Source organism: uncultured Jannaschia sp. (assembly GCF_947494025.1).
Lineage (GTDB): Bacteria > Pseudomonadota > Alphaproteobacteria > Rhodobacterales > Rhodobacteraceae > Jannaschia.
Genome location: NZ_CANLTQ010000025.1, coordinates 1 through 23,907, shown reverse-complemented (window position 1 = coordinate 23,907; position 23,907 = coordinate 1). Strand labels below are relative to the sequence as shown.

Sequence of the window (23,907 nt, the reverse complement as noted above, 5' to 3'; positions counted from 1 at the left end):
TTCACCCGATCCGCGCAAGGACAGGGAAGGTGTCCAGCAGCCAGTAGGCCAGTGCGCTCAACCGCCCGGTCATCATCGCCAAACCCATCAGGATCATGACGCCGCCCGCAGCCTGATGCAGGCGGCGACCCCAACGACCGATGCCGCGCAGCCTGCCGGCAATACTGTCGGTGAACCCCGCGACGACCAGAAACGGGATCCCAAGGCCGGCCGAGTAGAAGGCAAGCAATGCGACGCCCTCGCCAATCGTCGCGCTTGTCGCGCTGGCGGTTAGGATGGCGCCGAGGATCGGCCCGATGCACGGTGTCCAGCCGAAACCGAAGGCGAGTCCGAGCACGTAGGAGGCGACCGGTTGCCCGCCCGGCAGGTCGAGATGAAAACGCAGGTCGCGCTCCATGGCCGACAGGCGCGCTGCCCCGATCATGAACAGACCGAACAGGATCACGATCGCGCCGCCGACGAGGTTGAGTTCGTAGCGCCACTGCAGCAGCGCCTGACCGAGCGCGGTGGCAGAGGCCCCAAGCGCGATAAATATCGTGGAGAAGCCAAGGACGAAACAGAAGCTGAGCCAGACGGCCCGCCCCTTCGAAGGCGCTGCACTGCCGGTGACCGTACGTCCGGCAACGTAGGATACGTAGCCGGGCACGAGCGGCAGCACGCAGGGCGACAGAAAGGAAACGGCACCGGCCAGCAATGCCGCCATTAGTCCAAGAGCGGAAAGTTCAATCAAATCCACATCTCCAAACTGATCGGTAGACCGCCACCACGTGTGCGCACGGAGCGGAACGGCTGGCGCGGTCGTCGTGCTTTTCCATGTCCTATTGCTTACGTTCGTCAATAAGAGCGCTTATCTGCGCAACGGCTTCGGGGCTGTTCCATTCGGCCGGGCCTGCGAGGCGCCCGCGCTCGCGCCCAATGCGGTCGATCAGAATCGTTGTCGGCAGGCCCACCACGGCCAAGGCCAGCATCGCGCGCGTATCCTCCGCGATATAGAGATCGAGGTTGCGAATGCCGGTCTCTCGGTAGAAGCGGCGCACAGGTTCGAGACCGGCCCGATCGATCGACAGCGGCAGAACATGAAAATCCGATCCGCCGAGGCGCGCTTGCAGCGCGTCGAGCGTCGGCATCTCCTCGCGACAAGGCGGGCACCAGGTCGCCCAAATGTTCAGAAGCACGACACGTCCCTCGAAGTCCGCCAGCGTCAGATTCCGTCCATCTCCATCCACGAAAGGCGGCGACAGGAGATCACGCGGAGTCCCGTGATTAGGGATCGGTGGTCGGGCGGAGGCAGGGCTTGCCGCAAGCGCCAAGACTCCGGCAAGGACGTCACGTCGCCTCACGGGTCGCTCTCAGCCTGCAACCGGCGCACGACCGGCAGAATGTCCTCCTCAAGCGAGGCCTGATCAAAGGGGCCGACATGCTTGTATGCAATGCGCCCCTCGGCGTCGATTATGTATGTTTCCGGCACTCCATAGACGCCCCAGTCTATCGCAACGCGGCCTGATCGGTCCGCGCCGATGCGGGTGAAGGGATCGCCGAGCTCTTCGAGGAAACCCAGCGCCTCCTCGGCATTGTCCTTGTAGTTGATACCGTAGATCGGAACGGTGCCCGCTTCGGCAAGATCGACGAGAAGCGGGTTCTCCGTGCGGCAGGGGACGCACCACGACGCCCAGACGTTGACGAGAGAAACCTGGTCTAGCAGGTTCGCCGAGGCTAGGCCGTCCTGCCGCCCTTCGATGGGCGGGAGCGCGAATTCCGGGATTGGTCTTCCGATCAGCGTCGAGGGCAACCGGTCGTCGTTGTTCCAGAGGCCCCAGTAGAAGACTACGCCCAGCAACCCAAACAGAAGAATAGGCAAAATCATGAGCGGCCGTCCGCTCCGGCGCCGCTGTTCTTGGTTATCCTTCGAACTCATAGCCTGCCATCAATGCTTGGAAGGAATAAGGTATCAGCAACCGCTGATATGAAGCAAACCGTCGCCGATCACAATGCCGAACGATGGGGGAGGCTTGGCCGCGGCTTCGCAGACCCGAGCCATACTTACTGTCTAGATTCTTAAGAAATCAGCGAAAGGTCGGTATCTGAAGAGGCCGTTGAATTCAGACCTCTGAACGGCCCCTTCGTCCGCATTGCCGATTTTTCAGCGTCACGCAGCGAACGGCAGCTTCGCATGGCACCCCCGCCCCGCGCTACCTGAGCGACCCCCGCCACCTGTCCGCGGCGAGCCGTAGATGCGGGCAGGCCCGGACCAGATCGACGGCCTCGCGCAGCGTCGGCAGGTGCATCCGCACAATCGGATCGCCCGCCGAACTGAGGCGTCCCTTCGACAGCGCGAAGCGGTGCGTCACTCCCGCGAGGTAGTCGCTGGTCCGGCGGTTCGCCGGATCGCCGCGCTTGCCCTCCACCGCGATCACCAGCCGGACCGAATAATGCTCGCCACCGATGTCGGCGGGCGGGGCCGGGAAGTCGTCGGCCGTCACCCCGACCAGGCGGAGCTGGACGCAGGACAGAACCAGCCGGCAGGCATCGGCCAGGTCCTCGATGAAGACGAAGGTGACGGCGTTGTAGGGCTGGACGAAATGTCCGCCCCGGAGCCGTGCGAGATAGGGCGGCAGGTAGCGGTAGGCCGTGGCCTCGGCCGCGAGACGCACGGCGAAGCAATGCGGCGCGTACTCGTGGCGGCGTGGTCGGCGGGTGCCCATAGCCGAGAACAATAGCAGAACATCCGCCGGGGCAAGCGGTGCCGCCACGTCTTCACCTCGAGCGGTGTGCCTGGCTGTGCCCGTCCCGCGAGAGAGGGAAAGAGGGCTTCTTTCGGGATGAGTGTCCGGGAGGAAGAGACGGGGACGGTGCGCCACGGCGAGGCCGATCCACGATCCCGACCGCGACACACCGGACCGGCCGGGCGGCGTCCCAGCCCCGGCCGAGGCCGAGCCTGTCGAGCAGGCTCAAGGGCGCATCAAGACGCCCCGACGGGACCCCACCACGAACCGGAAAGGAGGTGAGAACACTGAAGACCTTCGATGACTTCATCGCAGCGCGCCGGCCCGAGGCTTGGGCGCTGCTGAGGAAGGGCGGCCTGTCCAGCAAGATCGCCCGCGCCTTCCTCCTCCAGCACGGGACCGTCTGACGACAGCCCCCGCCGCAGCCCCTCGCGGGGCTGCGGCACCCATACCGCATCCGGCGCTGCGGCGCCAAGCAGAATGGAGGCCCTCATGCCCGACTTCACAGCCTACAAGCACCCTGTCCTCGCCGTGCCCTGCGGCGATTGTCGCGCCACGGCCGGCGCGTGGTGCAAACGACCGAGCGGCCATCGCGCCGCCGACCTGCACCTGTCCCGTCGCATGGCGGCGGATCATGTCTTCGTCGCGCAGCACGGCGCCGACGCGACGATCCGTTTCGACGACGATCTCGGCCGTTGGCAGATCGAGGCCGCCGAAACCTGCGCGGCCGCCCTGCCATGACGATCGCGGACTGGCTGGCGATGGCCTTCGAGATCCGGCGTCGCCGTATTTCTGCGGCGAGATATGCTGCGGAGGCCCGGCACATGCGGGTCTTCCCGGTGGACGAGATCGACGTCGAGATGGACATGCAACTCCTCGATCACGTCCTCGCAGTCCTGAAAGGGCCGCCGCACCATTACGCGACCGGGTTCGAGCGGCCCCACCGGGGCGCGCGAGGCGCGGCTCCGCAGACGCCGATCATCGTGGCGCTGTCAAACCGCGTGACACGGCTGCGCGCGGCGGGCGTGGGCGGCAATCTCCCCCCGTCCGGCTGATCCGAAGGCTCCCGGTCCCGAGAGGGCGAGGGGGCCTTTTTTCGTGGTGGATTTTCACCCCGGAGAAAGGACCCGGACCGATGGCCACGACGCAGAAACTCGATCCCGCCACGGAGATTACGAACGAGATCATCGCCCTCTTGGAGAAGGGCACGATGCCCTGGCGGCAGCCCTGGAAGATCGCGGGCGGCGGCGTGCCGCTGCGCCACAACGGCGAGCGGTACCAGGGTATCAACGCCTTCCTGCTGGGCCTGCGCGCGACGATGATGGGCTACAGCTCGCCCTACTGGATGACGTTTGCTCAGGCGAAGGCCCTGGACGCGAGTATCAAAAAGGGGAGCCGCTCTTCCATTGTCGTGTACTATGGCACCGCCAGAAAACGCGGCGCGGAAGGGAGCGATGCGGGTGGTGACGCCGGTGATGGCGACGAGGGGCGCGACGGTGGCGGCAGCTACCGCTTCCTGAAGTCCTACCGCGTGTTCCACGTCAGCCAGATCGACGGGCTCGACGCGTCGTACCATCCCGAACCCGAGGGCGATCCGAGCGACGGTCCCGCGCCGATCCCCGAGGCGCAGGCGTTTTTCGACGCGATCGACGCGGATGTCGTCGTGGGCGGCGACCGAGCCTGTTTCATCCCCTCGCTCGACCGCATCCACATGCCGCCGCTGGCACGCTTCGAGAGCGCCGGATCGTATTATTCAACGCTATTTCATGAGCTTGGCCACTGGACGAAAACAAAGGAGCGGCTCGATCGCAGCTTCGGCGTCTCCAGCTTCGGCAACGAGGCTTATTCGAAGGAGGAGCTGTGTGTGTGCGTAAGTGAGGCGCTGATGGGTCAGCGCATGGGGTTCTATGCCGATCACATCGACAATCACGCGGCCTACATCTCGTCGTGGATCAAGGTACTGAAGACCGACACCCGGTTCCTGTTCACCGCGGCTGCCCACGCGCAACGGGCAGTAGACTTTCTCGTCGCTGCATCGGAAGCCGGCACGAAGGCGAAGGGGCGATCCATGAGGCAGCGTGATCCGGTCGGTGGCCACAACGAGCGCGTCAAGCTGCTCGGGTCCAGCATCAACGCCATCGGCTTCGCGTTCATTGCGCTCGGTGTCGTCCGCCCGATCGTCGATGCCACCGTCAGCCTGGACCTGAACAGCCTGATCTATCTTGTCGGCGCGCTGGCCTTGCACGGCCTTGCCCATTACATTGTCAGCCAAGTGGAGATCGACAAATGACCATCGAGACGATCATCATCGTAGGCGGCGGCCTGGCTCTCGGCATTGCGGGCGCACTCTATGCCCGGTGGTCGCGGGCACAACTCGAGCGCGACGACCGGCGCGGGCGCCCCGCCGAGTAACCGCCCCACCTACCACCCGACCAAGACGCGAGGCTCTCGCATCGAGAGGTGAAGGGGGCTTCCTTTCGTTTGGATTTGGACCGGACGGAAAGGACGACACCATGAAGATCACCCGCATCTTCAGGCTGACCGGCGTGGAACATACCCGCGAGATCGACCTGACGCCCGCGCAGCTCGCGGCATGGGACGGGGGCGAGCTGATCCAAGACGCGGCACCGCATCTGTCGGACGCGGACCGCGAGTTCGTGATGACGGGCATCACCGCCGAGGAATGGACGGCGGTGTTCGGCGATAGCTACGCGGAGACCGTCACGATCCACTAGACCGGCCTGCCCCGGCCCGAAGCCCCCGCCCGAGAGGGAGTGGGGGCTTCGTCTCGTTCAGGCCCGAGCTGACCGGAAAGGATACCCCCTCATGCCAGACCGCATCCGGCACGTCGTCGCCCTCTACGAGATGGACCGCACATATGGCGGCCCGGAAGAAGGCGGCTGGTGGTATGATTGCGGCGAGCTCGCCCGCGTCCTGCGGGTCGTGCCGACCGCGGATGCGGCCTACGATCTCGCCGCCCGCGCCAATCGGCTGATGGACCGGCTCCAACGGGGCAAGCGCGATGTCGGGTCCGTCATCTACTCGGGCGGACGGTATTCGGCCTGCGTTTTCGAAGACACCGCGCCGCGCGCCTTCCCCGAGACCCAGCCGCGCTACGAGTAAGCCGCCGCCCGGCCTGCCGGAGCCTCCCGCCCGAAAGGGCAGAGGCGGCCTTGTTCGTCGTGGTCCCCAGCAGAAGGAGAGAGACCATGCCCGTCATCAAGATCGAGAGCTACGCCGCCAAAGAGGAGCATGGCGGATTCCAAGTCGTCCTGGCCCTCGGCGGCTGCGCCATGCCGTCCGAGACCATCGAGACCAACGACCTCGGAGACATCCGCAACGCCGTCCACCGGATGATGTGCCGCCTGCGCGACGCAGGCCGGATGCCCGCCGCCGTCTCGACCTCGATCATGTCGGGCCGGGCGCCGCGCGGCTACCGGGCATGGGCCGCCGTCACGCCCTTCCACAAAGTCCTCGCTTCCGAGGAGCGCACGGCATGACCGACCTGGCCATGCCCGCTGCCCCGGGCACCGCGATCCGCCGCATCGGCATCGCCGTGACCTACAGCTGCTCCGCCGCCGACGTGATCGACCTGCCCGAAGGTCGGACATGGGCCGACGTCAGGGGCCTTGGGGTCAAGTACGACACCTGTTTCATCACCTGGACGGACGGGACGACGTGCGATCTGCCGCTCCACGCGGAGATCGACGTCGGCGCGATCGACACAAAGCATCCCGACGTCGAGGTCCGCGCCGTCGATGCCGATGGTGACTGGAACGACGAGAGGCTCATGGGTTGAGCCAGACCGGCCGCCTTACCGGCCCGACGTCGACGAGAGCGCCGTCTTCGAGAGATTGGAGGCGGCGCCTTTTCGTCGTGGTCCCCAGACATAGGAGAGAGACCATGACCGATACCGCCGAGTACGTCACTGAGCCCGCCCGCGTGGCCGAACAGAACGACGCCTTCCGCCGCAACGCCTGCCTCGCCATTCCCTACGCGCCCGGCGATCCGGTCCTGATGGGTCAACTCGTCGCAACGCAGGCGATCCATGCGAAAGGGATGCCATTCGTCCAGGCCAGTCTCGCCGCCATCGGGCGGGTGACGGACTTCCCGGCCGACAACGACCCGGACGGCTTCCACGACTTCGGCGCGGTCGAGGTCGAGGGCACGACGGTCTGGTTCAAGCTGGACTTCTACGACGGATCGGACCTGAAATACGGCTCCGAGGCCCCGGACGACCCGGCCCGGACCTATCGCGTGCTGACGATCCTGCTGCCCTCCGACTGGTAGGACGGCACGCCCTTCCGGCCGGTCTGCCCGACTGCGAAGCCCCCGCCTCGAAAGAGGAATGGGGGCTTTTGTTCGTGTGCGGCCATGAGGCCGGGAAAGACACATCAGGAGAGACCCCATGACGACGACCGACCTGACCGCGATGGACGTGGCGCTGAAGGACCTCGCGCTGCACGCGCTGAACGCCCGCGCGGGCTCGCCCGAGACCTACGAGGCCGACGACATCGCCAACCTCGCGGCCTCGATCGACACGCTGGGCCTGCTCAATCCGCTGATCGTCCAGAAGACCGGCAAGGTCTGGGGCGTTCTCGCCGGCGGCCGCCGTCTCGCCGCGCTGCGCCAGCTCGTGAACGACAAGGACGCGAAGGGCTGGACGCAGCGGACCAGGGTGGCCTGCCGGGTGCTGGGCGAAGACGTGGCGGCGGCGACCGCGATCACCGTGGCCGAGAACGTCACGCAGAAGGCGATGGACCCGCTGGACGAGTTCGAGGCGTTCGCGCGGATGATGGAGACCGGCGGCCACGATCCCGAGGGCATCGCCAGGATGTTCGGCGTCGAGCGGCGCCGCGTCATCGACCGGCTGCGCTTCGGCCGCGTCCATCCCGACATCCGCGCCGCCGCGCGGGCCAAGGAGATCACGCTCGACGCGATGAAGGCGTTCGCCGAGCATCCCGACCAGGCCGTCCAGCGCGACGTGTTCGAGGCGCTGCGCGGCGAGAGCTTCCTCCCTGCGTGGGCCATCCGCGACAAGCTGCGGAACCGCGGCGTGAAGATGGGCGACGCGGTGGCGCGGCTCGTGGCCGAGGCGTATCGCGCGGCGGGCGGCGACATCGCGGCCGATCTCATCGAAGAGGACTCGATCCTGACCGACGAGACACTGGTCGAGACACTGCTGCTGGAGAAGCTCGCGGCCCATGCCGAGGCCAAGCGGGCGCGGCTGGGCTTCGCGTGGGCCGAGGCCCTGCGCGCGGCGGACTACAAGGCGCTGCAGGAGTACGGCCGGGTCTATCCCGGCGCGGTCGAGCCCACGGGCGAGGCCGCCACGCGCTGCCGCATCATCGCCGACCGGCTGGCCGAGATCGACGAGGCGCGCGATGCCGCGATGGACGACATCGAGGGGAACGACGATCACCCCGACGACCGCCCCGACCTGGCGACGCTCGAAGAGGAGTACGAGGGCCTGACGACGGGCTGGGCCGAAGCCGATCTCGGCCGCGCCGGCGTGCTGGCCTATTGGGACCAGGGGCGCATCGTCACGATCGAGGGTCTGGTGCGGCCCGAGGACCGCACGGACCGCAAGCCCGCCGCAACCGGCGGCGGCGACGGTACGTCCACGGGCGCCACCGGCGGAACCGAGGGGAGCGAGGACGACGGCGATGCGCTGGTGCTGTCGGACTCGCTGAAGGCCGACCTCAAGACCGAGCAGGCCGCCGTGATCGGCAGCGCGCTTGCAGGCGACCCGGACCTCGCGCACGATCTGTTGCTCTTCAAGATTGTGGCCGACCTCCTCGGCCGGGCGGGCAACGTGTCCTACAGTCTCGGGGTGACGGCGAGCGCGGCGGACCGGCCCCACGGCAAGCCCGACGAGGTGGACGGTCAGGCCGCCGCGACGCTGGCGGAGCTGTTCGAGGGTCTCGACCTGCATTGGTGGGCGGACGGAAAGTCCATGCCCGAGCGGTTCGAGGCGTTCCGCGCGGTCGATCCGGCGATGAAGTCCCGCATCGTCGCGGTGGCGCTGGCCGACGCGGTGAAGCCCACGGGCTACGGCTACGGCGAAACTCTGATGGCGCATATCGCCCGCCAGCTCGTGCCGGACCTGCGCGCGGTCTGGCGGCCGACCGGCGGCGCGTTCTTCGGGCGGCTGAAGAAGAGCGTGCTTCTCGGCCTCATCGCCCGCGACCTGCGCCAGCCCGAGGAGGCGGCGCGGTTGGCGAGCGAGAAGAAGACGGCGATCGTCGACTTTCTCGAGCGCCTGTTCGCCGCGCCCTTCGCCACGCTCACCCCCGAGCAGCGCGAGGCCGCCCGGACGTGGTGCCCGCCGGGCATGGAGATCGGCGCGCCTCGGAACCCCTACGAGGCGTTCGGCAAGAACCGGCTGCGCGGGATGGCGACGGACGAGGCGGACCCGGAGGACGAGACCGATCCCGAGGGCATGGACGTGGACGGCGAGGACTTGTCCGACGAAGACGCGACCGACGAGGCCGACGAGGCCGACGAGACGGAGAGCATCGACGAGATCGCGCCGGACAATCTAGGGCCACGCACGCCGTTGGGTTAACGCGCACGGGCAGCACGCGTCGGTCGAACGGCACATCATCTGTCCAGACCTTGCCGGGCTGGTCGGCGTCGGCTTCGTCAGCATAGGCACCATCCGCGTCGGCCTCTTCTTCGTCCCGCGCAGCCAGCCTTGCTTCCCGGTGCGCTTGGCGGCCGAGCCCGAGGCGTATCGCTACCTGCCGCCTTACCTCGCGTGGCTCCGAGGAGGGCACTACGTCCAGCCCTCAACGCAATCAACTTCGTCTTCGTCAAAAGCGGTTCGGTTTGTCTGAACAGCTTTCGGGCTCTCGTTAAGTGGATCTCCGCCTTGGCCATGCCGCCGCCGGAATCGGCGTTGGCTGGTTGAGATATGCTCGATCGGGTGTCTGCCCGCCGAGCGATGAATGGGGCCGCGTTGCGTTGTTAAAGTCGAGGTGGCGTCCGATCGAGGACCTTGCTTTGGAAACGGCGGTCTCAACCGGTTGTCGCAACGCTGGCGTCTTTCTCTTTGTTTAGCAGCTCGTCCAGCGCTTCAGCGGGTGTTTTCCACGTCTGGCGGAGGTCGTCCGAGGGCTGCGGGACGCGATCGGCGGGCCTTCCGCGTGATCGTCCCGGATCAGCGGCTCCCGATCGTGATCGCGACGAAGCCCGTCGACTTCCGGCGTGGGCACGATGGATTGGCGGCGACGGTCCAGAACGAGCTCGGGCTCGACCCGCATTCAGGGCTGACGGTGGTCTTCCGGTCCAAGCGCGGAGACAGGTTGAAGATCCTGGTGTGGGACGGCAGCGGCCTGGTCATGGTCTACAAGCGGCTCGACGAGGGCGTGTTCGCTTGGCCCGCGGTGACGGACGGCGTGATCCAGATCAGCAGGGCGCAATACGAGGCACTGTTCTCCGGGCTGGACTGGCGACGGCCGATGGCGCGGCGCGTGCGGGCGCCGGCTGCGGCGAGTTGAATCACCCCGGCTCCCAGGGCCTGCATTCTTTTGGGCGCGACGAGCTTGTCGGGTAGGCTTCGGGCATGTCGCCGCCCGCCCTCGATCCCGCGCTTCTCGACCGGCTTCCGCCAGAGCTGCGAGGCCCCGTCATGGCGGCGGTCGAGGCGCAGTCTGCGGCAACCAGGGCGGAGCGTGAGGCCCGCCTGCGCGCCGAGCGCGACCGGGCCGACATGGCCAAGCGCGTTGCGCGGCTCGAGCTTTTGATCGCCGAGCTGCGCCGGGTGCGGTTCGGCAATAGTTCCGAGAAGCTCCCGGCAGACATGGCGCGGGCGGCGAGATCGTAGGCCGCATCGGCGGTCGGTACGACCCACAGGACGCAGCGCAGCTCGCCGCAATCGTACCATCAGCAGCCTTCCTCCGATCCGCCATACTCGAGGCCGATCTCGTAGAAGGCGACGATGTGTCTGGTGCGATCTGACATGGGGACATCCTTTTCGTTCGGTCCGAGGTCGCACGAGAAGAAGCCCCCGATCTCCTCTCGGAGCGGGGGCTTCGCAACAGAGCCGAACGGCGGGGTGGGGCGGTTACTCTGCCGCGTGGTCCCGGCCGTTTCGGGACGCGCACGAAAAGGGGCCGGCGCACCACGCCAGCCCTTCGTTCGCGCCGACCGGAAGGGTCAGGCTGCCGCCTCGTTGATGCCGCCCTTGATGGCGATGTCTGTCATGTGGCGATCGCCCTCGTAGCTCTGGTCGAGGCAGGTTTTCAGCACCGCCGCATCGCCATCGAGTTCGAGCCGGTTGGCGAAGGCAACAAGGCAGCCATAGCCCGCGATCGCGTAGTGGCACATGCGCTGGTACTGCGTGATGATCATCGCGTCGCGCGCATCGTCGTCGCCGAAATCCTCTTCCAGCGCATGGGAGCGGGCTTCTTTGACCAGCCCCTCCATGCCCTTGCAGTGCTCGCCCGTCGGGTCGATCCCGTGATCGGAGCAGAGCGAGGCGATCTTGTCCATACCCTCGGAGATGCCCTGTCCGCCCGCGATCAGCGCCTCGGAAAGCTGCTGGTCCTTTGCGGCCCGGCCGAGTTCGGTGGTCACCGCAAGGCTCTGCTTGCAGGCGCTGTAGATGTCCTGAAGCTGGTCGAGATAGACGTCCTTGAGCGAGTTCATGGCCATCAAAGGCCTCCTTTCATTGTCCGTTGCCGTCTCAACGGCAGGGGACGGGGGCAGTTCCCCGCGCCCGGGTGATGGGCGCAGACACGATTCCGCCTCCAGCCGATCAGGCCGCCTTACGGACCGCCTTCGCACCGGCTTCGAATTCCGCAACGAGGTAATCCACAATCCGCTGCGCGTGGGCGGCGGCGGCAGCGGTGAACAGGAACCGGCTGTCCGACTTCAGCACCTTCAACCAACTTTGAATGTAAGCCGCGTGGTTCTCGATATGGTCGGCGGCGAAGTCGAGGCGCTGACAGTTGCGAACGTTGGTGACGCCGGAATTGGTCTTGCGGGTCTCCAGCGCGAAGGCGGGCGACGGCATTCCCCATCGCATCGTCACCAGCTCGCGGCCGTTCTGCCCTTCTAGTACGATCGGAGCGGCTTGGTCGGGAAAGATCGCGGGCAGGGAGGACAGGTTGCCGGTGTGGTCCGCCATCGCCCCGGCGATCTCGCGGATCGCGGCCTGGTCCTTCGTCGAGGAGTACAGATTGCAGATGGCTCAGACCTCCTCGGACCGTGCGTTCACCACGCCATGCCCGTCGCGGATGCGCTGCACGGTCTGACGGCTGGTCTTGAACCGTCGCGCTAGGGCGGAGATCGTCTCACCCTTCTCCAGTCCGGCCCCGATCTCGGCCCGGCGCTTCGGATCGAGGGCCGGCGGTCGGCCGAGGCGCTTGCCTTCAGCCTTGACCCGGTCGATCCCCGCCTTGGTCCGCTCGACGAGCAATTCCCGCTCGAACTGCGCGACCACGTTCAAAATGTGTGTCGTCATCCGCCCCGCAGCGCATTGCCAAGTTGCTTCTGGCCATCGTCAGGTCAGCGTCGCCCACGTCGAGGCTCTTCACCCGGACCGGCGAGCCGCGCGATCGTCGCCATCACGTCGATCACGTCGCGCCCGAGCCGGTCCATCTTCGTGACCACCAGCGTGTCCCGGGCCTCGAACCGGTCGACGAGCCGCGCGAAGCCCCAGTTTTACAGTGACTTGCAGATCCTCGGCCTCGGTCATGTCTGGACTTTCGGAACGAATGGTTACGCAACGTTGGCGATATCGGCGGAGCCGTTATGCCTACTGCGCTTGGATCATGTTCGCGTAGTGATGGCCCCGGATCGCCCTATGCGGCGCTTGTGGCCGGGGCAGAAGCCGATGTAGCGTCACGCCCATACGGCGTGACGTCGGAGGGATACCCGTCATCGCGGGCGAGGGGAGCCCGAGGCGGAGGATGCTTGGCTCGCAGGCGACCTGAGCCGCGCCGACGGGGACACGCTAAGCGCCTCCTCCATCGGGGCATGGGCTGGAACACGCTTTGAGCGGTCCGGTCCGATCTAATCGCAAGCTCGGTGAGGAAGAACAAAAAACAGATCGCCGTCGAGATCAGCTCTGTAATCCAGCTTTGCAGCATGACCTGAATCTATAAAATCGATGTCTTGCCGCTGAAACCAATTCGAGAACAAGGAGCCCGTTCACCACGTCGACATTAGAGGAGGAACGACATGACCGAAAACAACGGTAAGTGCTGCGCAGGCCCGGGCTATGCTTCGCCGCAGGAGGCCATCAAAGCGCCACGCGAAAAAGTTGTCTACACGATCTGCATCTATACCGGCACCGGAGTCGAGAAACCGGATTATCTAGCCACCATCGACGTCGACGAGGGCAGCCCCAGCTATGGAGAGGTGATCCACCGGACCGAAATGCCGGTCGTGGGGGATGAGCTTCATCATATGGGTTGGAATGCGTGTTCGTCGTGTAACACCGATGGCAGCATGGAACGCAAATACCTGATCATTCCGGGCGTGCGCACCACGAATTTCTACATCGTCGATACCGCCACCGATCCGCGCAAGCCGACATTGTTCAAGACCATCGACGGCAAGGAAATCAAGGCCAAGACCAACCTGTCGGCCCCGCACACCGTGCATTGCCTGGGTGCGGACATCATCGTGTCGATGCTGGGCGATGCCGATGGCAACGGTCCCGGCGGTTTTCTTCATCTGGACAAGGATTTCAACATCATCGGGCGCTGGGAAAAAGACCTGGGCGAGATGAGGTACAACTACGACTTCTGGTATCAGCCCCGCCACAACATGATGATCTCGACCGAATGGGGATCGCCCAACACCTTCATGCCGGGGTTCGACCTCGAAGACGTGGCGCGGGGCAAATACGGCCGGCACATCCATTTCTGGGATTTCGAGAACCGCAAGGTGGAACAATCCATCGACTTGGGCGAGGAAGGGATGATCCCACTGGAAGCCCGTTTTCACCATGATCCAGACAGCACCCATGGCTTTGTCGGGGCGGCCTTGGCTTCGAACATCTTTCACTACCACAAGGACAACGGAAAGATTGAGGTCAACAAGGTCATCGATGTGCCACCCGCGGATGTGGAAGGTTTCCCCGTCCCTTTGCCGAGCCTCATCACCGATATCCTGGTGTCGATGGATGACAGGTATCTTTACTTTTCGAACTGGCTGCACGGCGATCTGCGTCAGTACGACATCTCCGACCCGGCCAATCCCAGGATGACCGGTCAGGTCTGGATCGGCGGATTGTTAGGCAAGGCGCACGAGGTGAACGGCAGGAGCGTCGATGGCGCGCCCCAAATGATCCAGCTGTCGCTCGACGGGAAACGGCTCTATGTCACGACATCGCTCTTCTCGACCTGGGACAACCAGTTCTATCCGTCGATGAAGGAAAAGGGCGGCGTCATGCTGATCGTGGATTGCGATAACGAAAACGGCGGCATGAAGATCCGTAACGATTTTATCGTCGATTTCAACGAGGAACCGCACGGGCCCGCGCGGGCGCATGAAACGCGTTATCCGGGCGGGGACTGTTCGTCCGACATCTGGGTCTGACCGTTCTCCCCAAGCATCCCGGTCCCACCGGGCCGGAGGCTAAACGGAAGGAGAAGAGATGCGCAGGCACAAGGTGACGCTTCGAAATCGCGGCGGATTGTCCTTTGAGGTCGGCGAAGACGAGGCGATCATCGACGTGGTCGAAGCGGCGGGCCATGTCCTGCCGATCGCCTGCCGGTACGGCGGCTGCATCACATGTGCCGCTAGGATGATTTCGGGTTCGGTCCGCCAGCCAAGGGGCACGGCACTGAACAGGCGCCAGTCCGAAGAGGGCTACGTATTGCTCTGCGTCGCCCGCCCGAACGAGGACTGCGTCTTCGACGTCGGCATCGAAAGTCACGACAAGCTCTACGTCAATCCGTTTGCCAACACCATCGTCGCCGGCCGGTTCGCGCGGGCGCGTGGAAGATGACGTTGTAGCCTGGTAACGGCGTCTGTGCGGGCAGGAGTGGTGCATCGTCGTGCTGCTTGTCGCACCCATCTTTCTCATTAGGGCATCCCTTGCGGACAGCGCGCTGAGCTTCATCGGCACGCTCGCTACCGTCCGCGTCGCGGTGCGGGTTCAACGGGTCGCCGCGGATGCGCCAGTGACTGCTTCAATAGGATAGGTATCGTGGAAGCATCGCCAGTTACGACGGTACTAACCTCACGTCTGGAAATTCATCTGGCGATGGCGCTGCGTGCTCCTGCCGGGGCCGGCCCCGGCAGGAGCGGTCCATTCTGATATTCCATGGAGTTGCAAAACCAACCGTGGAGTTAGGCGAATGGACAGGAAGCAGGATATCGCCCGGTGTACGGTTTTCCCGAGACGACGATTTGGGTGAAAGCGGCTCCATCGAGGAGGAGCCATGACGGACGATCGGAGCACCAGGGCGGGTTTGCCGGAGCGCGCTCATCACGCTGGCGGGGCCACGCCCGCCGCGCCGCGTCAGCGGCGCATGTCGGCGAAGAAGAAACAGGAGGCTGTACTGCGGGTCTTGCGCGGCGAGGATCCGGAGGTGGTCGGCCGCGAGGTCGGCACCACTGCCGCGGATCCGAGCGCGTGGCGCGGCAGCTTTCTGGAAGGCGGCGCGGCGTCGCTGAAGAGCCGGCCCGATGACGATCGGGATCGAGACCTGAAGGCGATGCGGGAAAAGATCGGCGAGATGACGATGGCCAACGAACTGCTCGAGACCAGGATCGATCGGCTGGAGGCCGGTACCCCTTTTCGGCCGCGGAGATCGAAGCGATGAGCCAGACCTGGTCGATCTCCGTGAAGCGCCGCTACGGTCTGGCCCGGCTCTGCCTGTACTGGCGCGTCGGCCGCGCGACGCTGCACCGGCATCTGAGCGCCGCGAACCGGCCGGACGCTCCGGGTCGGCGCCGAGGTCCACGCGGGGCGATGTCCGACGCCGATCTGGCGGAGCGCATTCGCACGCTGCTCGCCGACAGCCCGTTTCACGGCGAAGGGTATCGCAAGGTCTGGGCGCGGCTGCGGTATGCCGGGGTCCGGACCAGTCCGCGCCGTGTGCTGCGCGTGATGCGTGAGCACCACCTGCTGGCGCATCAGCGCGTGGGATCGCCGAGGGGGCCGCGTGCGCATGACGGCACCATCACCACCCTGCGCGTGGACGAGATGTGGGGACCGATATGACGAGCATTGCTACCGGCGAAGGCCAGGCCGCCGCATTCATCGCCGTCGACCACTGCTCGGCGGAGTGCATGGGCATCCACGCCAGCGCCGCCGCCACTCGCCACGAGGCGCTGGAGCCGGTCTGGCAGGGCGTTCGCCGCAGCTTCGGCGCGTTCGGCAAGGACGTCGCGACGGGCCTCAAGATCCGCCACGACCACGGTAGCCAGTATATGAGCCGCGACTTCCAGCGCGAACTCCGCTTCCTCGGAGCCGAGAGCTCCCCGGCTTTCGTGCGCGCCCCGGAAGGAAACGGCTGCGCCGAACGCTGAAGAAGAACCTCCTCCGGGTGCGCTGGTTCGAGACGATCGAGGAGCTGCGCCAGGCGCTGCTCGTCTTCCAGCGGACTTACAACGAGGGCTGGCTGATCGAGCGGCACGGTCACCGTCCGCTCGGGGCCATCAGAGAAGAGCAAACCGTGACCAACAGAGAGGCCGCTTAAGCCCAGTTTCCTGTCTCAAAACCGTGGACCGGTACACCAGCTACTAACACGAGCTCGCAGCTCATCGTGTGCATCGGCCTGTCCGCGCCTTCGTGCTCCCAGTGCCTCCGTCCCGGATGCTCGCAGCATATACCGGGTTCCAAAGAACCCAGCCTAACATCGGCACCGAGATCCTCATACCGGTTACCAACTCCATCGAGCGGCTGAACAAGGAAGTGAAGCGGCGCGCGGATGTCGTGGGCATCTTCCCCAACGAGGCCTCCATCACCCGCCTGATCGGCGCCGTGCTCCTCGAACAGAATGACGAGTGGCAAACCCAGAACCGCTACATGATGGTCGACGCCTTCGCCCGCATCGACGCCGTGGAGCAAGACCCCATCCTCAGCATCTCAACCGAAGCCGCCTGATCATGACACCAGGCCACCTCCCGATTTCCACCATCTTGACGGACGTGACCGTCAACCGCGGACTGTGACGGCCACCACCCAGTCGGCGATCTCAGGCAGGACGGCGTCGAGCGCCGCTTGAAAGGCGGGGACGACGGCGGCCGCCACGTCGCCCGACGCGCGTACGCGTCGCCCGAAGCCGCGCGAGGCAATCACTCGCTGGTCGCGGTCGTTGAGCAGCGTCATCTCCAGATCTACCACCACCTCGACGCCCGCGGCCGCCGTCTCCGCCTGGAACGCGTCGACCCGCGACAGGAGCACGATGTCGGGGACCGGCCCGCCCTCGACGGGCCCGACATAGGCGACACGTCCAGTGCCCGAGATCGAGCGCACGAGGAGCGACTGGAGCACCGACGGGAGCTCCTCGGGCCACCTTCCTTCGGGAAGGTAGGCGATGCTTAGCGGGTTCGGCTTGATGACGATGCGGTCGGTGGTGATGGCGGCGGGCGTGCCGGGGCGCGCAACGAGGATCGTGCGTCCGGATTGCGGTCCGGATGCGGGGCCGGGCACAGGGAGCAGGTCGAAGGTCGCCAAGGGGGTCGCTGCGGCGTTGAGAGAGGACAACGCACTGCACCCGCCCAGGCTGGCAGCGATCCCGAGCAGGGCCGCTCGGCGGGTCAGGGTGGCGAGGTCGGTCATGTCACCTCCGGTATTCAGGGACGCGGTCGTCGAGGATGAAGCGCGCCGGATCGTTGCCGATGCGGCGGATGAGCTGTTCGAGCGACTGGACCAGCGTGCGCGCCTCCGCGCTCAGGCCAGTCAGCTCGTTGAGGCCGCTACCAGTGAACGCCCGGATGCCGGGCGCGGCCTCGCCGACGACGGACTGCACCTGCGCCACCACCGCGTCGGCCCGTTCGATCAGCCCGCGCAGGTCGGAGGAGACGGCTGGTAAGTCGTCCGACACTTGCTCGGCGGCCACGCGGATGCGCTGCGAGGCGTCGCGCAGATCGGTCAGGAGGGGGTCGAGATCGGTCGAGAGCATGTCGGTCGCCGCCCCGAAGGCACCGTCCGCCGAGCGAAGCGTCGCGTCGGCGGCAGCCAGCGTCCCGTCGAGCCCGTCGAGCGTGGTCTGCGCGCGCTCGAAAAGGCCGGCTGCCGAACGCAGCGCCTCCTGCGCGTCGCTCGCCAGCGGATCGAGCCGCCCGGTCGCGGCGCTGACGTCCGCCGCGACCCGGTCGACCGCGTCCGAGGCGACAGCGGCGGCGGTGCGGACATCGGCGACGACGGCCGGAACGTCGCGATCCACGATTTCCTCGATTGTGGCGAATGTGTCCCCGGCGCTCGACAGCACGGCCCGTGCCTCGGCCACCAGAAGCGTGCCGTCGCCGTCGACCAGGGCGTCGAAGCTGTCGGAGGCTTCCGTAACGGCGGCGAAGGCTGTCTCCGCCTCCGACAGCGTGACCTCGAGCTCGGCAAGCCGCGCGTTGAGCAGGTTGGCCGTCCGCCCAAAGCCGTCGAGTGCCGAGCCTGTCCGCGCTGCCACGTCCGTCACGGCGGCGTCGAGCGCCGCGGCGGTGTCGCGGGCCCGCGCCACGATGGCAGGCACCTCGCCCGTCATCAGTGCCTCCGCCTGCGCGAAGGCCGCGCCAGCGCTGTCGATTGCCTCGCCCGAGCCCTCGAGCGTCTCCTGCGCCGCGTCGAAGGCCCCCGTCGCGGCGTCAAGCGCCGCGTCGGCGTTAGCGAGTGTGGCCTGCGTGGCCTCGCCGATCGCGTCGATCCGCTCAGCGAAGCCGTCGATCTGCGCCGCCGCGTTCGCGACCGTGCCGGTGATACCGGAGAAGTTCGCCAGCGCCTGCTCTAGCCCATCGGACGCCGCCTCCAGGTTGCCAAGGATGCCGGCGATGTAGCGCTGATTCTCCGGCCCCGCGATCTTACGGAACTGCTCCAGAAGCGCCGTCGCCTCCGCGACGAGGTCGGGAGCGCCCTCAACGAGCTGCTGGATCGTGGAGGCCCGCGACCGGATGATCGGGATTTCGCCCGCCGGCGCCGTCAGGGGCGGCGCCTCGGCGCGGGAGTTCGACAGCGAGATGTAGGACACGCCCGTCACGCCCGAAGAGCTGAGCTGGGCTACGGTGTTCTTGCGCACGGGCGTCGAAGCGTCGATCTCTATGCGTACGAAGACCTGGCTGGGATCGGGCTCGAAGATGCGGCGCTCGATCACCTGGCCCACGCCTATACCATTGAAGCGCACGTCCCCGGACGCGTCGAGGCCTGTCACGTCGTCGAACAGGATGCCGTAATAGGCGTATTCCTGGTCGAGCCGGGCATTGGCGAGCCAGATCGCAAAGCCGATCGCCCCGAGGATCCCCGCCAGCGTGAAGGCGCCGATCAGGACGAAGTTCGCGCGCGTTTCCATCAGGCCCCCTGTCCGCCGGCCCCGGCTTGCGCGGCGCGGGCGCGGGGCCCGTCAAAGTACTCGCGCACCCAGGGATGATCCACATCCATCATCTCGGCCATCGTCCCCACCGTGAGTACCTTTTTCTCGGCCAGCACCGCGACCCGGTCGCAGATCGCGTGCAGGGAATCCAAATCGTGCGTAACCATGAACACCGTCAGCCCCAAGGCCGTCCGGAGCCGCCCGATCAGCGTGTCGAAGGCCGCCGCCCCGATCGGGTCGAGCCCGGCCGTCGGCTCGTCGAGGAACACGATCTCGGGGTCGAGCGCGATAGCCCGCGCCAGCCCCGCCCGCTTGCGCATGCCGCCCGACAGGTCGGAGGGATGCTTGTCCTGCGCGCTGTCGGACAGGCCTACCATTCGCACCTTGATACCCGCCAGCGTCTCGCGCAGGCCGTCGGGCAGGTTGAGCTGCTCGCGCATCGGCGCTTCGACATTCTCGCGCACGGTGAGCGAGGAGAACAGCGCGCCGTCCTGGAACATCACGCCCCAGCGGCGGCGGAGCGCGCGGTAGTCCGCCTGCGAGGTGTCGCGCACGCTCTGGTCGAACACCTCGATCCGGCCTGCGTCGGGCTTCACGAGGCCGACGATCTGCTGCAGCAGGACCGACTTGCCAGTGCCCGAGCCGCCGACGATGCCGATGATCTCGCCGCGCCGCACGTCGAGGTCGAGTCCCTCATGCACGGCATGATTGCCGAAGGACTTGGCCAGCCCCCGCACCCGGATGATTGGCCCGGCCCCCGCCGTCATATCCCCACCAGTGCGAAGAAGACCGAGAATAGCGCGTCCGCGACGATGACCATGAAAATCGCCACCACGACCGAGGTGGAGGTCAGCCGGCCCAGCGATTCCGCGTCGCCGCCGACCTTCAACCCCTCGTAGCAGCCGATCACCCCGATAATAAGCGCGAAGAACGGCGCCTTGATGATGCCCACCGCGAACTGCCACAGGTCGACATTGGCGACGAGCCGCGACTGGAACACGACCGGCGAGACCCCGAGCTCGATCCAGGACATGATCGCCCCCCCGACGAGGCCCGAGACGTCGGCTATGAAGCCCAAAATCGGCAGCATGACGATCAGCGCTAGTACCCGCGGCACCACGAGGAGCTGGATGGGATCGAGCCCGAGCGTACGCATGGCCGCGATCTCCTCGCGCATCTTCATCGATCCGATGGCCGCGGTGAACGCCGAGCCCGAGCGCCCCGCGACGATGATCGCCGTGAGCAGGATGCCGAGCTCGCGCAGCACGGCGATGGCGATCAGCTCGACGACGAAGACTTCGGCCCCGAACTGGCGCAGCTGCGACGAGCCTTGGAACGCGAGCACCACGCCGATCAGGAACGCCATCAACGCGACGATGGGGATCGCGTTCCAGCCCACTTCCTGCATGTGGTGGACGAGCGACGTCAGGCGCAGCCGTCCGGGCCGTACGAAGAGGCCGGCGAGCGCCGCCACGACCTGACCGAGGAACCCGGTCATCTCAACCGCGACACGGCAGCCGCCATGCGTCCAGCGGCCGACATCCGCGAGCCGGTCGACGAGCGAGGACAAGGCGGCGGGCGCGGGCGGGGCATCCGGCATGCTGTTGCGCACAATCTCGAGCAGCAGGGCCTGCGCCTCGCCGGCACCCGAGATCGCCCCGCTATCCGCCCCCGTCCGACGAGCCAGGTCGAGCACGAACCACGCCCCGGCGGTGTCCAGGCGCCCGACCCCGGATACGTCGACGGATCGCGCGTCCACCGGCTCGCGCGGGAGGGCCGCGACCGTCCCGATCAGCAAATCCCCGGACAGCACGGCGCACCCGTCGCGCAGCTCTAGGGCAGGCGCCGTCCGTGCCTCCCGGTCCTGATCCGCCATGCCAACTCCCCCGTCTGACGGGACGATTCCGCCTTGGCGCTTCGTGCCCTCCCGTTCGCGGCAAGGACTCCGTATGTCGTCGCGACTCGGAATGGAAACGGATTGACGGTCGGGACGACCGCGCCCGTCCCCTCCTCCCCCCGGCGGCCGCGCTGCGCCGCCTCTTGCGAGGGAAGCGGCCGACCTCGCCCAAGCCCACCCGAATGGGCGTTGTTACATAAACTAAGGTAAGTTATTAAGAAGATGGAATTTCTTGCCGAGACTAAATCGGCAATAGCACAGTGATTTCACTAGGTTGAGCGTATTTATACAACAACGCCCCTGCGCCCCCTTCTCTCAATCTTCGTCATGAGGCCTGCTGATAAAAGGCTTCGGTCGTTCTATCGCCAAGTCCGCCCCAGCCCCGACCGTTCAAAGCGACCCCAGCCTTCCTTCGTCGTCCACCACTTCGAGTGCATCACCGCGGCCAGTGTTCCAGCGCCAAAGCACGAGGTTGACGTCCCGCGCAGTCGCGCCGCGCGCGTAGGAGGGAACGATCAGCCCTGCATGGCCCGATGCGGTCAGCCGCAGAGCAAGGTCCTGCGTCGGTACCGGCGCGCCTGTCAGCATGCGATGGCGCCAGTCAGGATCGGCAAGGTCGCCGGACGTCGTGCCCAGGGATGCGAGCACCGCGGCATCGCGGCCGTCAAGCAGACCGGCAAGGTCGGCACGGTAGGCGACGAGCGTGGTCGGCTGCAGCATGCCGACTTGGTTCGCCTCGCGCAGTGCGGTGGCGGGTGAGAGCGCAAGATAGAGGGCCGGAGTGCCACGCGTATTGAACCGCCCCCCATGGCGGCGGGCGCCTTCCCCAGACAGGGGCTCACGAGCATAGACGGGGTTCAGGGCTCGGTAAAGAAGGCCACCAAAGGCGACGGCAGGCGGCAGGGTGGGGGACGTCACACGTGGATGCCGGCATCCACCGCGTCGATTAGGTCGAGCACCGCGTCGGCCCGGCCTTCGCGCACCATCTGCATCGCCGTGCGCCCGCCGAGGCCCGGCAGCGGCTCGGAGCGGTACCAAGCATAGGCCATCAACGCCGAGCCGAAGCGCGGCTCGACCTTGTTGACGATTTCGACCATTTGCCTAAGCCGGCTCTGCACCCGGTCAGAGGCAACACGCTCACGCCGCTGCACCGCGTCTCGACCCAGGCCGGCGCTTGAAGCGACCTCCGCGCCGGTGGTGCGCCAAGCAACGGCAATCTTGGCCGGAGCGAAGAGACCTTGGTCGGCATAGTCGGCAAGGGGCATTAAATCCTCACATTCCGCAGATAAAGACAGTATATACCGTCATCTGAAGTGTATTCAACATTCAAAAGGTTGTCCGACCCTTGGTGGCAGTGGCCGCAGCACCCGCCAGACGGTACTTCAGCTAACGCCAAGCTTAGCGGCGATGGAGGCGCATCTGGCGCAGTGGACCAGAGAGATCGCCGATCAGCGGGTCCATGGCACGACCGGCGAGGCACCGGGTCTGCGCTTTGCACGCGACGAGATGGGCAAGCTGAAGCCCCTCCCGCACTGCGGCTCGTTCATGGCAGCGCGCGAACTGACCCGGCGCGTCGGACCCGACTGCGCGGTGAAGATGGATACCAATGCCTATTCGGTTCCCTGGCGGCTGATCGGCGAGCGGGTCCGCGTGATGGTCACGGCCGAGGCAGTGTGCGTCACCCATGCCGGGGTGGAGGTCGCCTGCCATCGGCGCAGTGCCGGACAGCGTGGGCGGATTATCGACCATGCCCACTTCGTCGGGGTCGCGGGTGCAGCGGGTCGCGTCAGGACACCCACCGACGTGATCGAGGCACCGATCGAGATGCCGTCGCTGCTGCGCCCCCTCGCCGAGTATGAGGCTGTCGCCGGAGGGGCTTGGTGATGAACGCACATACGCAGGAAGACCTCGACCGGATGCTCACGCGGCTGAAGCTGACGGCCATGCGCGATCAGCTCGACAGTCTTCTGGACGAGGCCGTGCGAGGGGAGATGACGCTGCGCGATGCGCTGGCATTTTTATGCGAGCGCGAGATCGCCCGCAAAGACCAGCGCCGCATCGACATGAGCTTCGGGTTGGCAAAGTTTCCGTTCGTGCGGAACATCACGGGCTTCGACTTCGCCGCCCAACCCTCGATCGACCGTGCGCAGATCCGGGACCTTGCGACGGGGCGCTTCATCGCCAACGGCGATGCGCTTTTGCTGCTGGGCCCTCCCGGCGTGGGGCAAGACGCACTTGGCCGTCGCGCTCGGCCGCGAGGCGATCGTCGCCGGATATACGGTGCTCTTCACCGGAGCGATGGAACTGGTGGCGAACCTGGCAAAGGCGCAGACCGAGAACCGCCTCGAAGAGCGGCTGACGCATTACGCAAAACCGAAGCTGCTGATCGTGGACGAACTGGGCTACCTGCCGCTCGAGCCCGACGCCGCGCATCTGTTCTTCCAACTCGTCTCCCGACGCTACGAGCGAGGCGCGATGCTGATCACTTCGAACCGCGCCGTCGGTGAATGGGGGACAGTCTTCGGCGATGCCGTCGTCGCAACGGCGATCCTCGATCGGCTGCTCCACCACTCCCACGTCGTCGCCATCCGCGGCGACAGCTACCGCCTCCGCGAGAAGCGCCGCAGCGGGCTTTCGCAAAAGCCCGCTGCGGCGCCTGAACCCGCAATAGTATCAACCTGAAGGTGGGCCAATTCTTCGTGTCGCCCCCGGGCCAGATCCGAATGTCGCTTCGGTAATGGGGCTTTGACCGTCAAGCTCAAAATCGCGCGCGTCATCACGCACGCGCCGGTCGGAGGCT

General features: G+C 66.2%; 28 protein-coding genes and 6 pseudogenes. 20 read left to right on the top strand and 14 right to left on the bottom strand.

Annotated features, from left to right (window positions below; all coding sequences use genetic code 11):
• Position 1: 1 nt before the first annotated feature.
• The 4 genes from Q1B08_RS17475 to Q1B08_RS17460 form a co-directional block, all read right to left on the bottom strand.
• On the bottom strand, positions 2–730 hold the full coding sequence (locus tag Q1B08_RS17475; protein ID WP_043131757.1) for a cytochrome c biogenesis protein CcdA: 729 nt from the start codon (positions 728–730) through the stop codon (positions 2–4).
• An 88-nt stretch (positions 731–818) separates the two neighbouring features.
• On the bottom strand, positions 819–1,226 hold the full coding sequence (locus Q1B08_RS17470) for a TlpA disulfide reductase family protein (RefSeq protein ID WP_312528960.1): 408 nt from the start codon (positions 1,224–1,226) through the stop codon (positions 819–821).
• 110 nt (positions 1,227–1,336) lie between these two features.
• Positions 1,337–1,915 (bottom strand): DsbE family thiol:disulfide interchange protein, encoded by a 579-nt coding sequence (locus Q1B08_RS17465; protein ID WP_236737094.1) that lies wholly within the window; start codon positions 1,913–1,915, stop codon positions 1,337–1,339.
• Between the two features lie 274 nt (positions 1,916–2,189).
• Entirely contained in the window at positions 2,190–2,750 is a 561-nt protein-coding gene (locus tag Q1B08_RS17460; RefSeq protein WP_299821711.1) for a hypothetical protein, read from the bottom strand.
• 251 nt (positions 2,751–3,001) lie between these two features.
• Between Q1B08_RS17460 and Q1B08_RS17455 the strand changes: the two genes are divergently transcribed.
• The 13 genes from Q1B08_RS17455 to Q1B08_RS17395 all read left to right on the top strand — a co-directional run bounded on the left by Q1B08_RS17455 (position 3,002) and on the right by Q1B08_RS17395 (position 10,551).
• The gene (locus Q1B08_RS17455) at positions 3,002–3,130 is read left to right on the top strand and encodes a hypothetical protein (RefSeq protein ID WP_299654228.1); all 129 of its coding nucleotides are present in this window, start codon (positions 3,002–3,004) and stop codon (positions 3,128–3,130) included.
• Positions 3,131–3,215: 85 nt separating this feature from the next.
• Positions 3,216–3,464 carry a hypothetical protein gene (locus tag Q1B08_RS17450; protein ID WP_299821709.1) on the top strand — a complete coding sequence of 83 codons (249 nt, stop codon included), beginning with the start codon at positions 3,216–3,218 and terminating at the stop codon, positions 3,462–3,464.
• Positions 3,461–3,778, top strand: coding sequence for a hypothetical protein (locus Q1B08_RS17445; protein ID WP_299821707.1), 318 nt, complete (start codon positions 3,461–3,463; stop codon positions 3,776–3,778). Before Q1B08_RS17450 ends, Q1B08_RS17445 begins: the two co-directional genes overlap by 4 nt.
• Positions 3,779–3,858: 80 nt before the next feature.
• The gene (locus Q1B08_RS17440) at positions 3,859–5,013 is read left to right on the top strand and encodes a zincin-like metallopeptidase domain-containing protein (protein WP_299821704.1); all 1,155 of its coding nucleotides are present in this window, start codon (positions 3,859–3,861) and stop codon (positions 5,011–5,013) included.
• Positions 5,010–5,135 carry a hypothetical protein gene (locus tag Q1B08_RS17435; RefSeq protein WP_299821702.1) on the top strand — a complete coding sequence of 42 codons (126 nt, stop codon included), beginning with the start codon at positions 5,010–5,012 and terminating at the stop codon, positions 5,133–5,135. The genes Q1B08_RS17440 and Q1B08_RS17435 overlap by 4 nt, the downstream gene beginning before the upstream one ends.
• A gap of 101 nt (positions 5,136–5,236) precedes the next feature.
• On the top strand, positions 5,237–5,458 hold the full coding sequence (locus Q1B08_RS17430) for a hypothetical protein (protein WP_299821700.1): 222 nt from the start codon (positions 5,237–5,239) through the stop codon (positions 5,456–5,458).
• Between the two features lie 91 nt (positions 5,459–5,549).
• Positions 5,550–5,846 carry a hypothetical protein gene (locus Q1B08_RS17425; protein WP_299821698.1) on the top strand — a complete coding sequence of 99 codons (297 nt, stop codon included), beginning with the start codon at positions 5,550–5,552 and terminating at the stop codon, positions 5,844–5,846.
• A gap of 86 nt (positions 5,847–5,932) precedes the next feature.
• The gene (locus Q1B08_RS17420) at positions 5,933–6,223 is read left to right on the top strand and encodes a hypothetical protein (RefSeq protein ID WP_299821696.1); all 291 of its coding nucleotides are present in this window, start codon (positions 5,933–5,935) and stop codon (positions 6,221–6,223) included.
• Entirely contained in the window at positions 6,220–6,522 is a 303-nt protein-coding gene (locus Q1B08_RS17415) for a hypothetical protein (RefSeq protein WP_299821694.1), read from the top strand. The genes Q1B08_RS17420 and Q1B08_RS17415 overlap by 4 nt, the downstream gene beginning before the upstream one ends.
• A gap of 104 nt (positions 6,523–6,626) precedes the next feature.
• The gene (locus tag Q1B08_RS17410) at positions 6,627–7,013 is read left to right on the top strand and encodes a DUF3768 domain-containing protein (protein WP_299821692.1); all 387 of its coding nucleotides are present in this window, start codon (positions 6,627–6,629) and stop codon (positions 7,011–7,013) included.
• 118 nt (positions 7,014–7,131) lie between these two features.
• Entirely contained in the window at positions 7,132–9,291 is a 2,160-nt protein-coding gene (locus Q1B08_RS17405) for a ParB/RepB/Spo0J family partition protein (RefSeq protein WP_299821690.1), read from the top strand.
• Between the two features lie 610 nt (positions 9,292–9,901).
• Entirely contained in the window at positions 9,902–10,225 is a 324-nt protein-coding gene (gene tnpB, locus Q1B08_RS17400) for an IS66 family insertion sequence element accessory protein TnpB (protein ID WP_299821688.1), read from the top strand.
• A gap of 65 nt (positions 10,226–10,290) precedes the next feature.
• Positions 10,291–10,551, top strand: a complete 261-nt coding sequence (locus Q1B08_RS17395; protein ID WP_299821686.1) for a hypothetical protein — start codon at positions 10,291–10,293, stop codon at positions 10,549–10,551.
• 332 nt (positions 10,552–10,883) lie between these two features.
• Here Q1B08_RS17395 and Q1B08_RS17390 read toward each other — a convergent pair whose 3' ends face one another.
• The 4 genes and pseudogenes from Q1B08_RS17390 to Q1B08_RS17375 all read right to left on the bottom strand — a co-directional run.
• Positions 10,884–11,381 (bottom strand): ferritin-like domain-containing protein, encoded by a 498-nt coding sequence (locus Q1B08_RS17390; RefSeq protein ID WP_299821684.1) that lies wholly within the window; start codon positions 11,379–11,381, stop codon positions 10,884–10,886.
• Positions 11,382–11,484: 103 nt separating this feature from the next.
• Positions 11,485–11,856, bottom strand: a complete 372-nt coding sequence (locus Q1B08_RS17385) for a zincin-like metallopeptidase domain-containing protein (RefSeq protein ID WP_299821682.1) — start codon at positions 11,854–11,856, stop codon at positions 11,485–11,487.
• Positions 11,857–11,919: 63 nt separating this feature from the next.
• Complete coding sequence (locus Q1B08_RS17380; protein WP_299821679.1) at positions 11,920–12,192, bottom strand: helix-turn-helix domain-containing protein; 273 nt, start codon at positions 12,190–12,192, stop codon at positions 11,920–11,922.
• Positions 12,193–12,236: 44 nt separating this feature from the next.
• A pseudogene (locus Q1B08_RS17375) lies at positions 12,237–12,374 on the bottom strand (recombinase family protein); the annotation flags it as partial.
• A gap of 537 nt (positions 12,375–12,911) precedes the next feature.
• Here Q1B08_RS17375 and Q1B08_RS17370 point away from each other — a divergent pair.
• The 4 genes and pseudogenes from Q1B08_RS17370 to Q1B08_RS17355 all read left to right on the top strand — a co-directional run.
• Entirely contained in the window at positions 12,912–14,276 is a 1,365-nt protein-coding gene (locus tag Q1B08_RS17370; RefSeq protein WP_299821677.1) for a selenium-binding family protein, read from the top strand.
• 58 nt (positions 14,277–14,334) lie between these two features.
• Positions 14,335–14,628 (top strand): annotated as a pseudogene (locus Q1B08_RS17365) (2Fe-2S iron-sulfur cluster-binding protein); the annotation flags it as partial.
• Between the two features lie 586 nt (positions 14,629–15,214).
• Positions 15,215–16,387, top strand: a pseudogene (locus Q1B08_RS17360) (DDE-type integrase/transposase/recombinase).
• Positions 16,388–16,572: 185 nt separating this feature from the next.
• Positions 16,573–16,794: pseudogene (locus tag Q1B08_RS17355) on the top strand (transposase); the annotation flags it as partial.
• Positions 16,795–16,845: 51 nt separating this feature from the next.
• On the opposite strand, the gene Q1B08_RS17350 reads toward Q1B08_RS17355, so the two are convergent.
• From Q1B08_RS17350 to Q1B08_RS17325, 6 genes are all read right to left on the bottom strand, one after another.
• On the bottom strand, positions 16,846–17,472 hold the full coding sequence (locus Q1B08_RS17350; RefSeq protein ID WP_299821673.1) for an ABC-type transport auxiliary lipoprotein family protein: 627 nt from the start codon (positions 17,470–17,472) through the stop codon (positions 16,846–16,848).
• 1 nt (position 17,473) lies between these two features.
• Complete coding sequence (locus tag Q1B08_RS17345) at positions 17,474–19,189, bottom strand: MlaD family protein (protein ID WP_299821670.1); 1,716 nt, start codon at positions 19,187–19,189, stop codon at positions 17,474–17,476.
• Entirely contained in the window at positions 19,189–19,977 is a 789-nt protein-coding gene (locus tag Q1B08_RS17340) for an ABC transporter ATP-binding protein (RefSeq protein ID WP_299821668.1), read from the bottom strand. The genes Q1B08_RS17345 and Q1B08_RS17340 overlap by 1 nt, the downstream gene beginning before the upstream one ends.
• Positions 19,974–21,086 (bottom strand): ABC transporter permease, encoded by a 1,113-nt coding sequence (locus Q1B08_RS17335; RefSeq protein WP_299821666.1) that lies wholly within the window; start codon positions 21,084–21,086, stop codon positions 19,974–19,976. Before Q1B08_RS17335 ends, Q1B08_RS17340 begins: the two co-directional genes overlap by 4 nt.
• Before the next feature lie 411 nt (positions 21,087–21,497).
• Complete coding sequence (locus tag Q1B08_RS17330) at positions 21,498–22,025, bottom strand: RES domain-containing protein (protein WP_299821664.1); 528 nt, start codon at positions 22,023–22,025, stop codon at positions 21,498–21,500.
• Positions 22,022–22,372 carry an MbcA/ParS/Xre antitoxin family protein gene (locus Q1B08_RS17325; protein WP_299821662.1) on the bottom strand — a complete coding sequence of 117 codons (351 nt, stop codon included), beginning with the start codon at positions 22,370–22,372 and terminating at the stop codon, positions 22,022–22,024. Before Q1B08_RS17325 ends, Q1B08_RS17330 begins: the two co-directional genes overlap by 4 nt.
• A gap of 145 nt (positions 22,373–22,517) precedes the next feature.
• On the opposite strand from Q1B08_RS17325, the pseudogene Q1B08_RS17320 reads away from it, so the two are divergent.
• The 3 genes and pseudogenes from Q1B08_RS17320 to Q1B08_RS17315 form a co-directional block, all read left to right on the top strand.
• A pseudogene (locus tag Q1B08_RS17320) lies at positions 22,518–22,991 on the top strand (IS21 family transposase); the annotation flags it as partial.
• A pseudogene (locus Q1B08_RS22100) lies at positions 22,991–23,278 on the top strand (ATP-binding protein); the annotation flags it as partial. The pseudogenes Q1B08_RS17320 and Q1B08_RS22100, both read left to right, overlap by 1 nt.
• A gap of 64 nt (positions 23,279–23,342) precedes the next feature.
• Positions 23,343–23,789 (top strand): ATP-binding protein, encoded by a 447-nt coding sequence (locus tag Q1B08_RS17315; protein ID WP_299821660.1) that lies wholly within the window; start codon positions 23,343–23,345, stop codon positions 23,787–23,789.
• The last annotated feature ends 118 nt before the right edge of the window (positions 23,790–23,907 follow it).

What these genes read in the sequence shown, in the direction of transcription:
- Q1B08_RS17465 (WP_236737094.1), bottom strand. Translation starts at nt 1,915, where the DNA reads ATGAGTTCGAAGGATAACCAAGAACAGCGGCGCCGGAGCGGACGGCCG.
- Q1B08_RS17450 (WP_299821709.1), top strand. Translation starts at nt 3,216, where the DNA reads ATGCCCGACTTCACAGCCTACAAGCACCCTGTCCTCGCCGTGCCCTGC.
- Q1B08_RS17445 (WP_299821707.1), top strand. Translation starts at nt 3,461, where the DNA reads ATGACGATCGCGGACTGGCTGGCGATGGCCTTCGAGATCCGGCGTCGC.
- Q1B08_RS17440 (WP_299821704.1), top strand. Translation starts at nt 3,859, where the DNA reads ATGGCCACGACGCAGAAACTCGATCCCGCCACGGAGATTACGAACGAG.
- Q1B08_RS17435 (WP_299821702.1), top strand. Translation starts at nt 5,010, where the DNA reads ATGACCATCGAGACGATCATCATCGTAGGCGGCGGCCTGGCTCTCGGC.
- Q1B08_RS17430 (WP_299821700.1), top strand. Translation starts at nt 5,237, where the DNA reads ATGAAGATCACCCGCATCTTCAGGCTGACCGGCGTGGAACATACCCGC.
- Q1B08_RS17425 (WP_299821698.1), top strand. Translation starts at nt 5,550, where the DNA reads ATGCCAGACCGCATCCGGCACGTCGTCGCCCTCTACGAGATGGACCGC.
- Q1B08_RS17420 (WP_299821696.1), top strand. Translation starts at nt 5,933, where the DNA reads ATGCCCGTCATCAAGATCGAGAGCTACGCCGCCAAAGAGGAGCATGGC.
- Q1B08_RS17415 (WP_299821694.1), top strand. Translation starts at nt 6,220, where the DNA reads ATGACCGACCTGGCCATGCCCGCTGCCCCGGGCACCGCGATCCGCCGC.
- Q1B08_RS17410 (WP_299821692.1), top strand. Translation starts at nt 6,627, where the DNA reads ATGACCGATACCGCCGAGTACGTCACTGAGCCCGCCCGCGTGGCCGAA.
- Q1B08_RS17405 (WP_299821690.1), top strand. Translation starts at nt 7,132, where the DNA reads ATGACGACGACCGACCTGACCGCGATGGACGTGGCGCTGAAGGACCTC.
- Q1B08_RS17395 (WP_299821686.1), top strand. Translation starts at nt 10,291, where the DNA reads ATGTCGCCGCCCGCCCTCGATCCCGCGCTTCTCGACCGGCTTCCGCCA.
- Q1B08_RS17390 (WP_299821684.1), bottom strand. Translation starts at nt 11,381, where the DNA reads ATGGCCATGAACTCGCTCAAGGACGTCTATCTCGACCAGCTTCAGGAC.
- Q1B08_RS17385 (WP_299821682.1), bottom strand. Translation starts at nt 11,856, where the DNA reads ATGGCGGACCACACCGGCAACCTGTCCTCCCTGCCCGCGATCTTTCCC.
- Q1B08_RS17380 (WP_299821679.1), bottom strand. Translation starts at nt 12,192, where the DNA reads ATGACGACACACATTTTGAACGTGGTCGCGCAGTTCGAGCGGGAATTG.
- Q1B08_RS17370 (WP_299821677.1), top strand. Translation starts at nt 12,912, where the DNA reads ATGACCGAAAACAACGGTAAGTGCTGCGCAGGCCCGGGCTATGCTTCG.
- Q1B08_RS17350 (WP_299821673.1), bottom strand. Translation starts at nt 17,472, where the DNA reads ATGACCGACCTCGCCACCCTGACCCGCCGAGCGGCCCTGCTCGGGATC.
- Q1B08_RS17345 (WP_299821670.1), bottom strand. Translation starts at nt 19,189, where the DNA reads ATGGAAACGCGCGCGAACTTCGTCCTGATCGGCGCCTTCACGCTGGCG.
- Q1B08_RS17340 (WP_299821668.1), bottom strand. Translation starts at nt 19,977, where the DNA reads ATGACGGCGGGGGCCGGGCCAATCATCCGGGTGCGGGGGCTGGCCAAG.
- Q1B08_RS17335 (WP_299821666.1), bottom strand. Translation starts at nt 21,086, where the DNA reads ATGGCGGATCAGGACCGGGAGGCACGGACGGCGCCTGCCCTAGAGCTG.
- Q1B08_RS17325 (WP_299821662.1), bottom strand. Translation starts at nt 22,372, where the DNA reads ATGCCCCTTGCCGACTATGCCGACCAAGGTCTCTTCGCTCCGGCCAAG.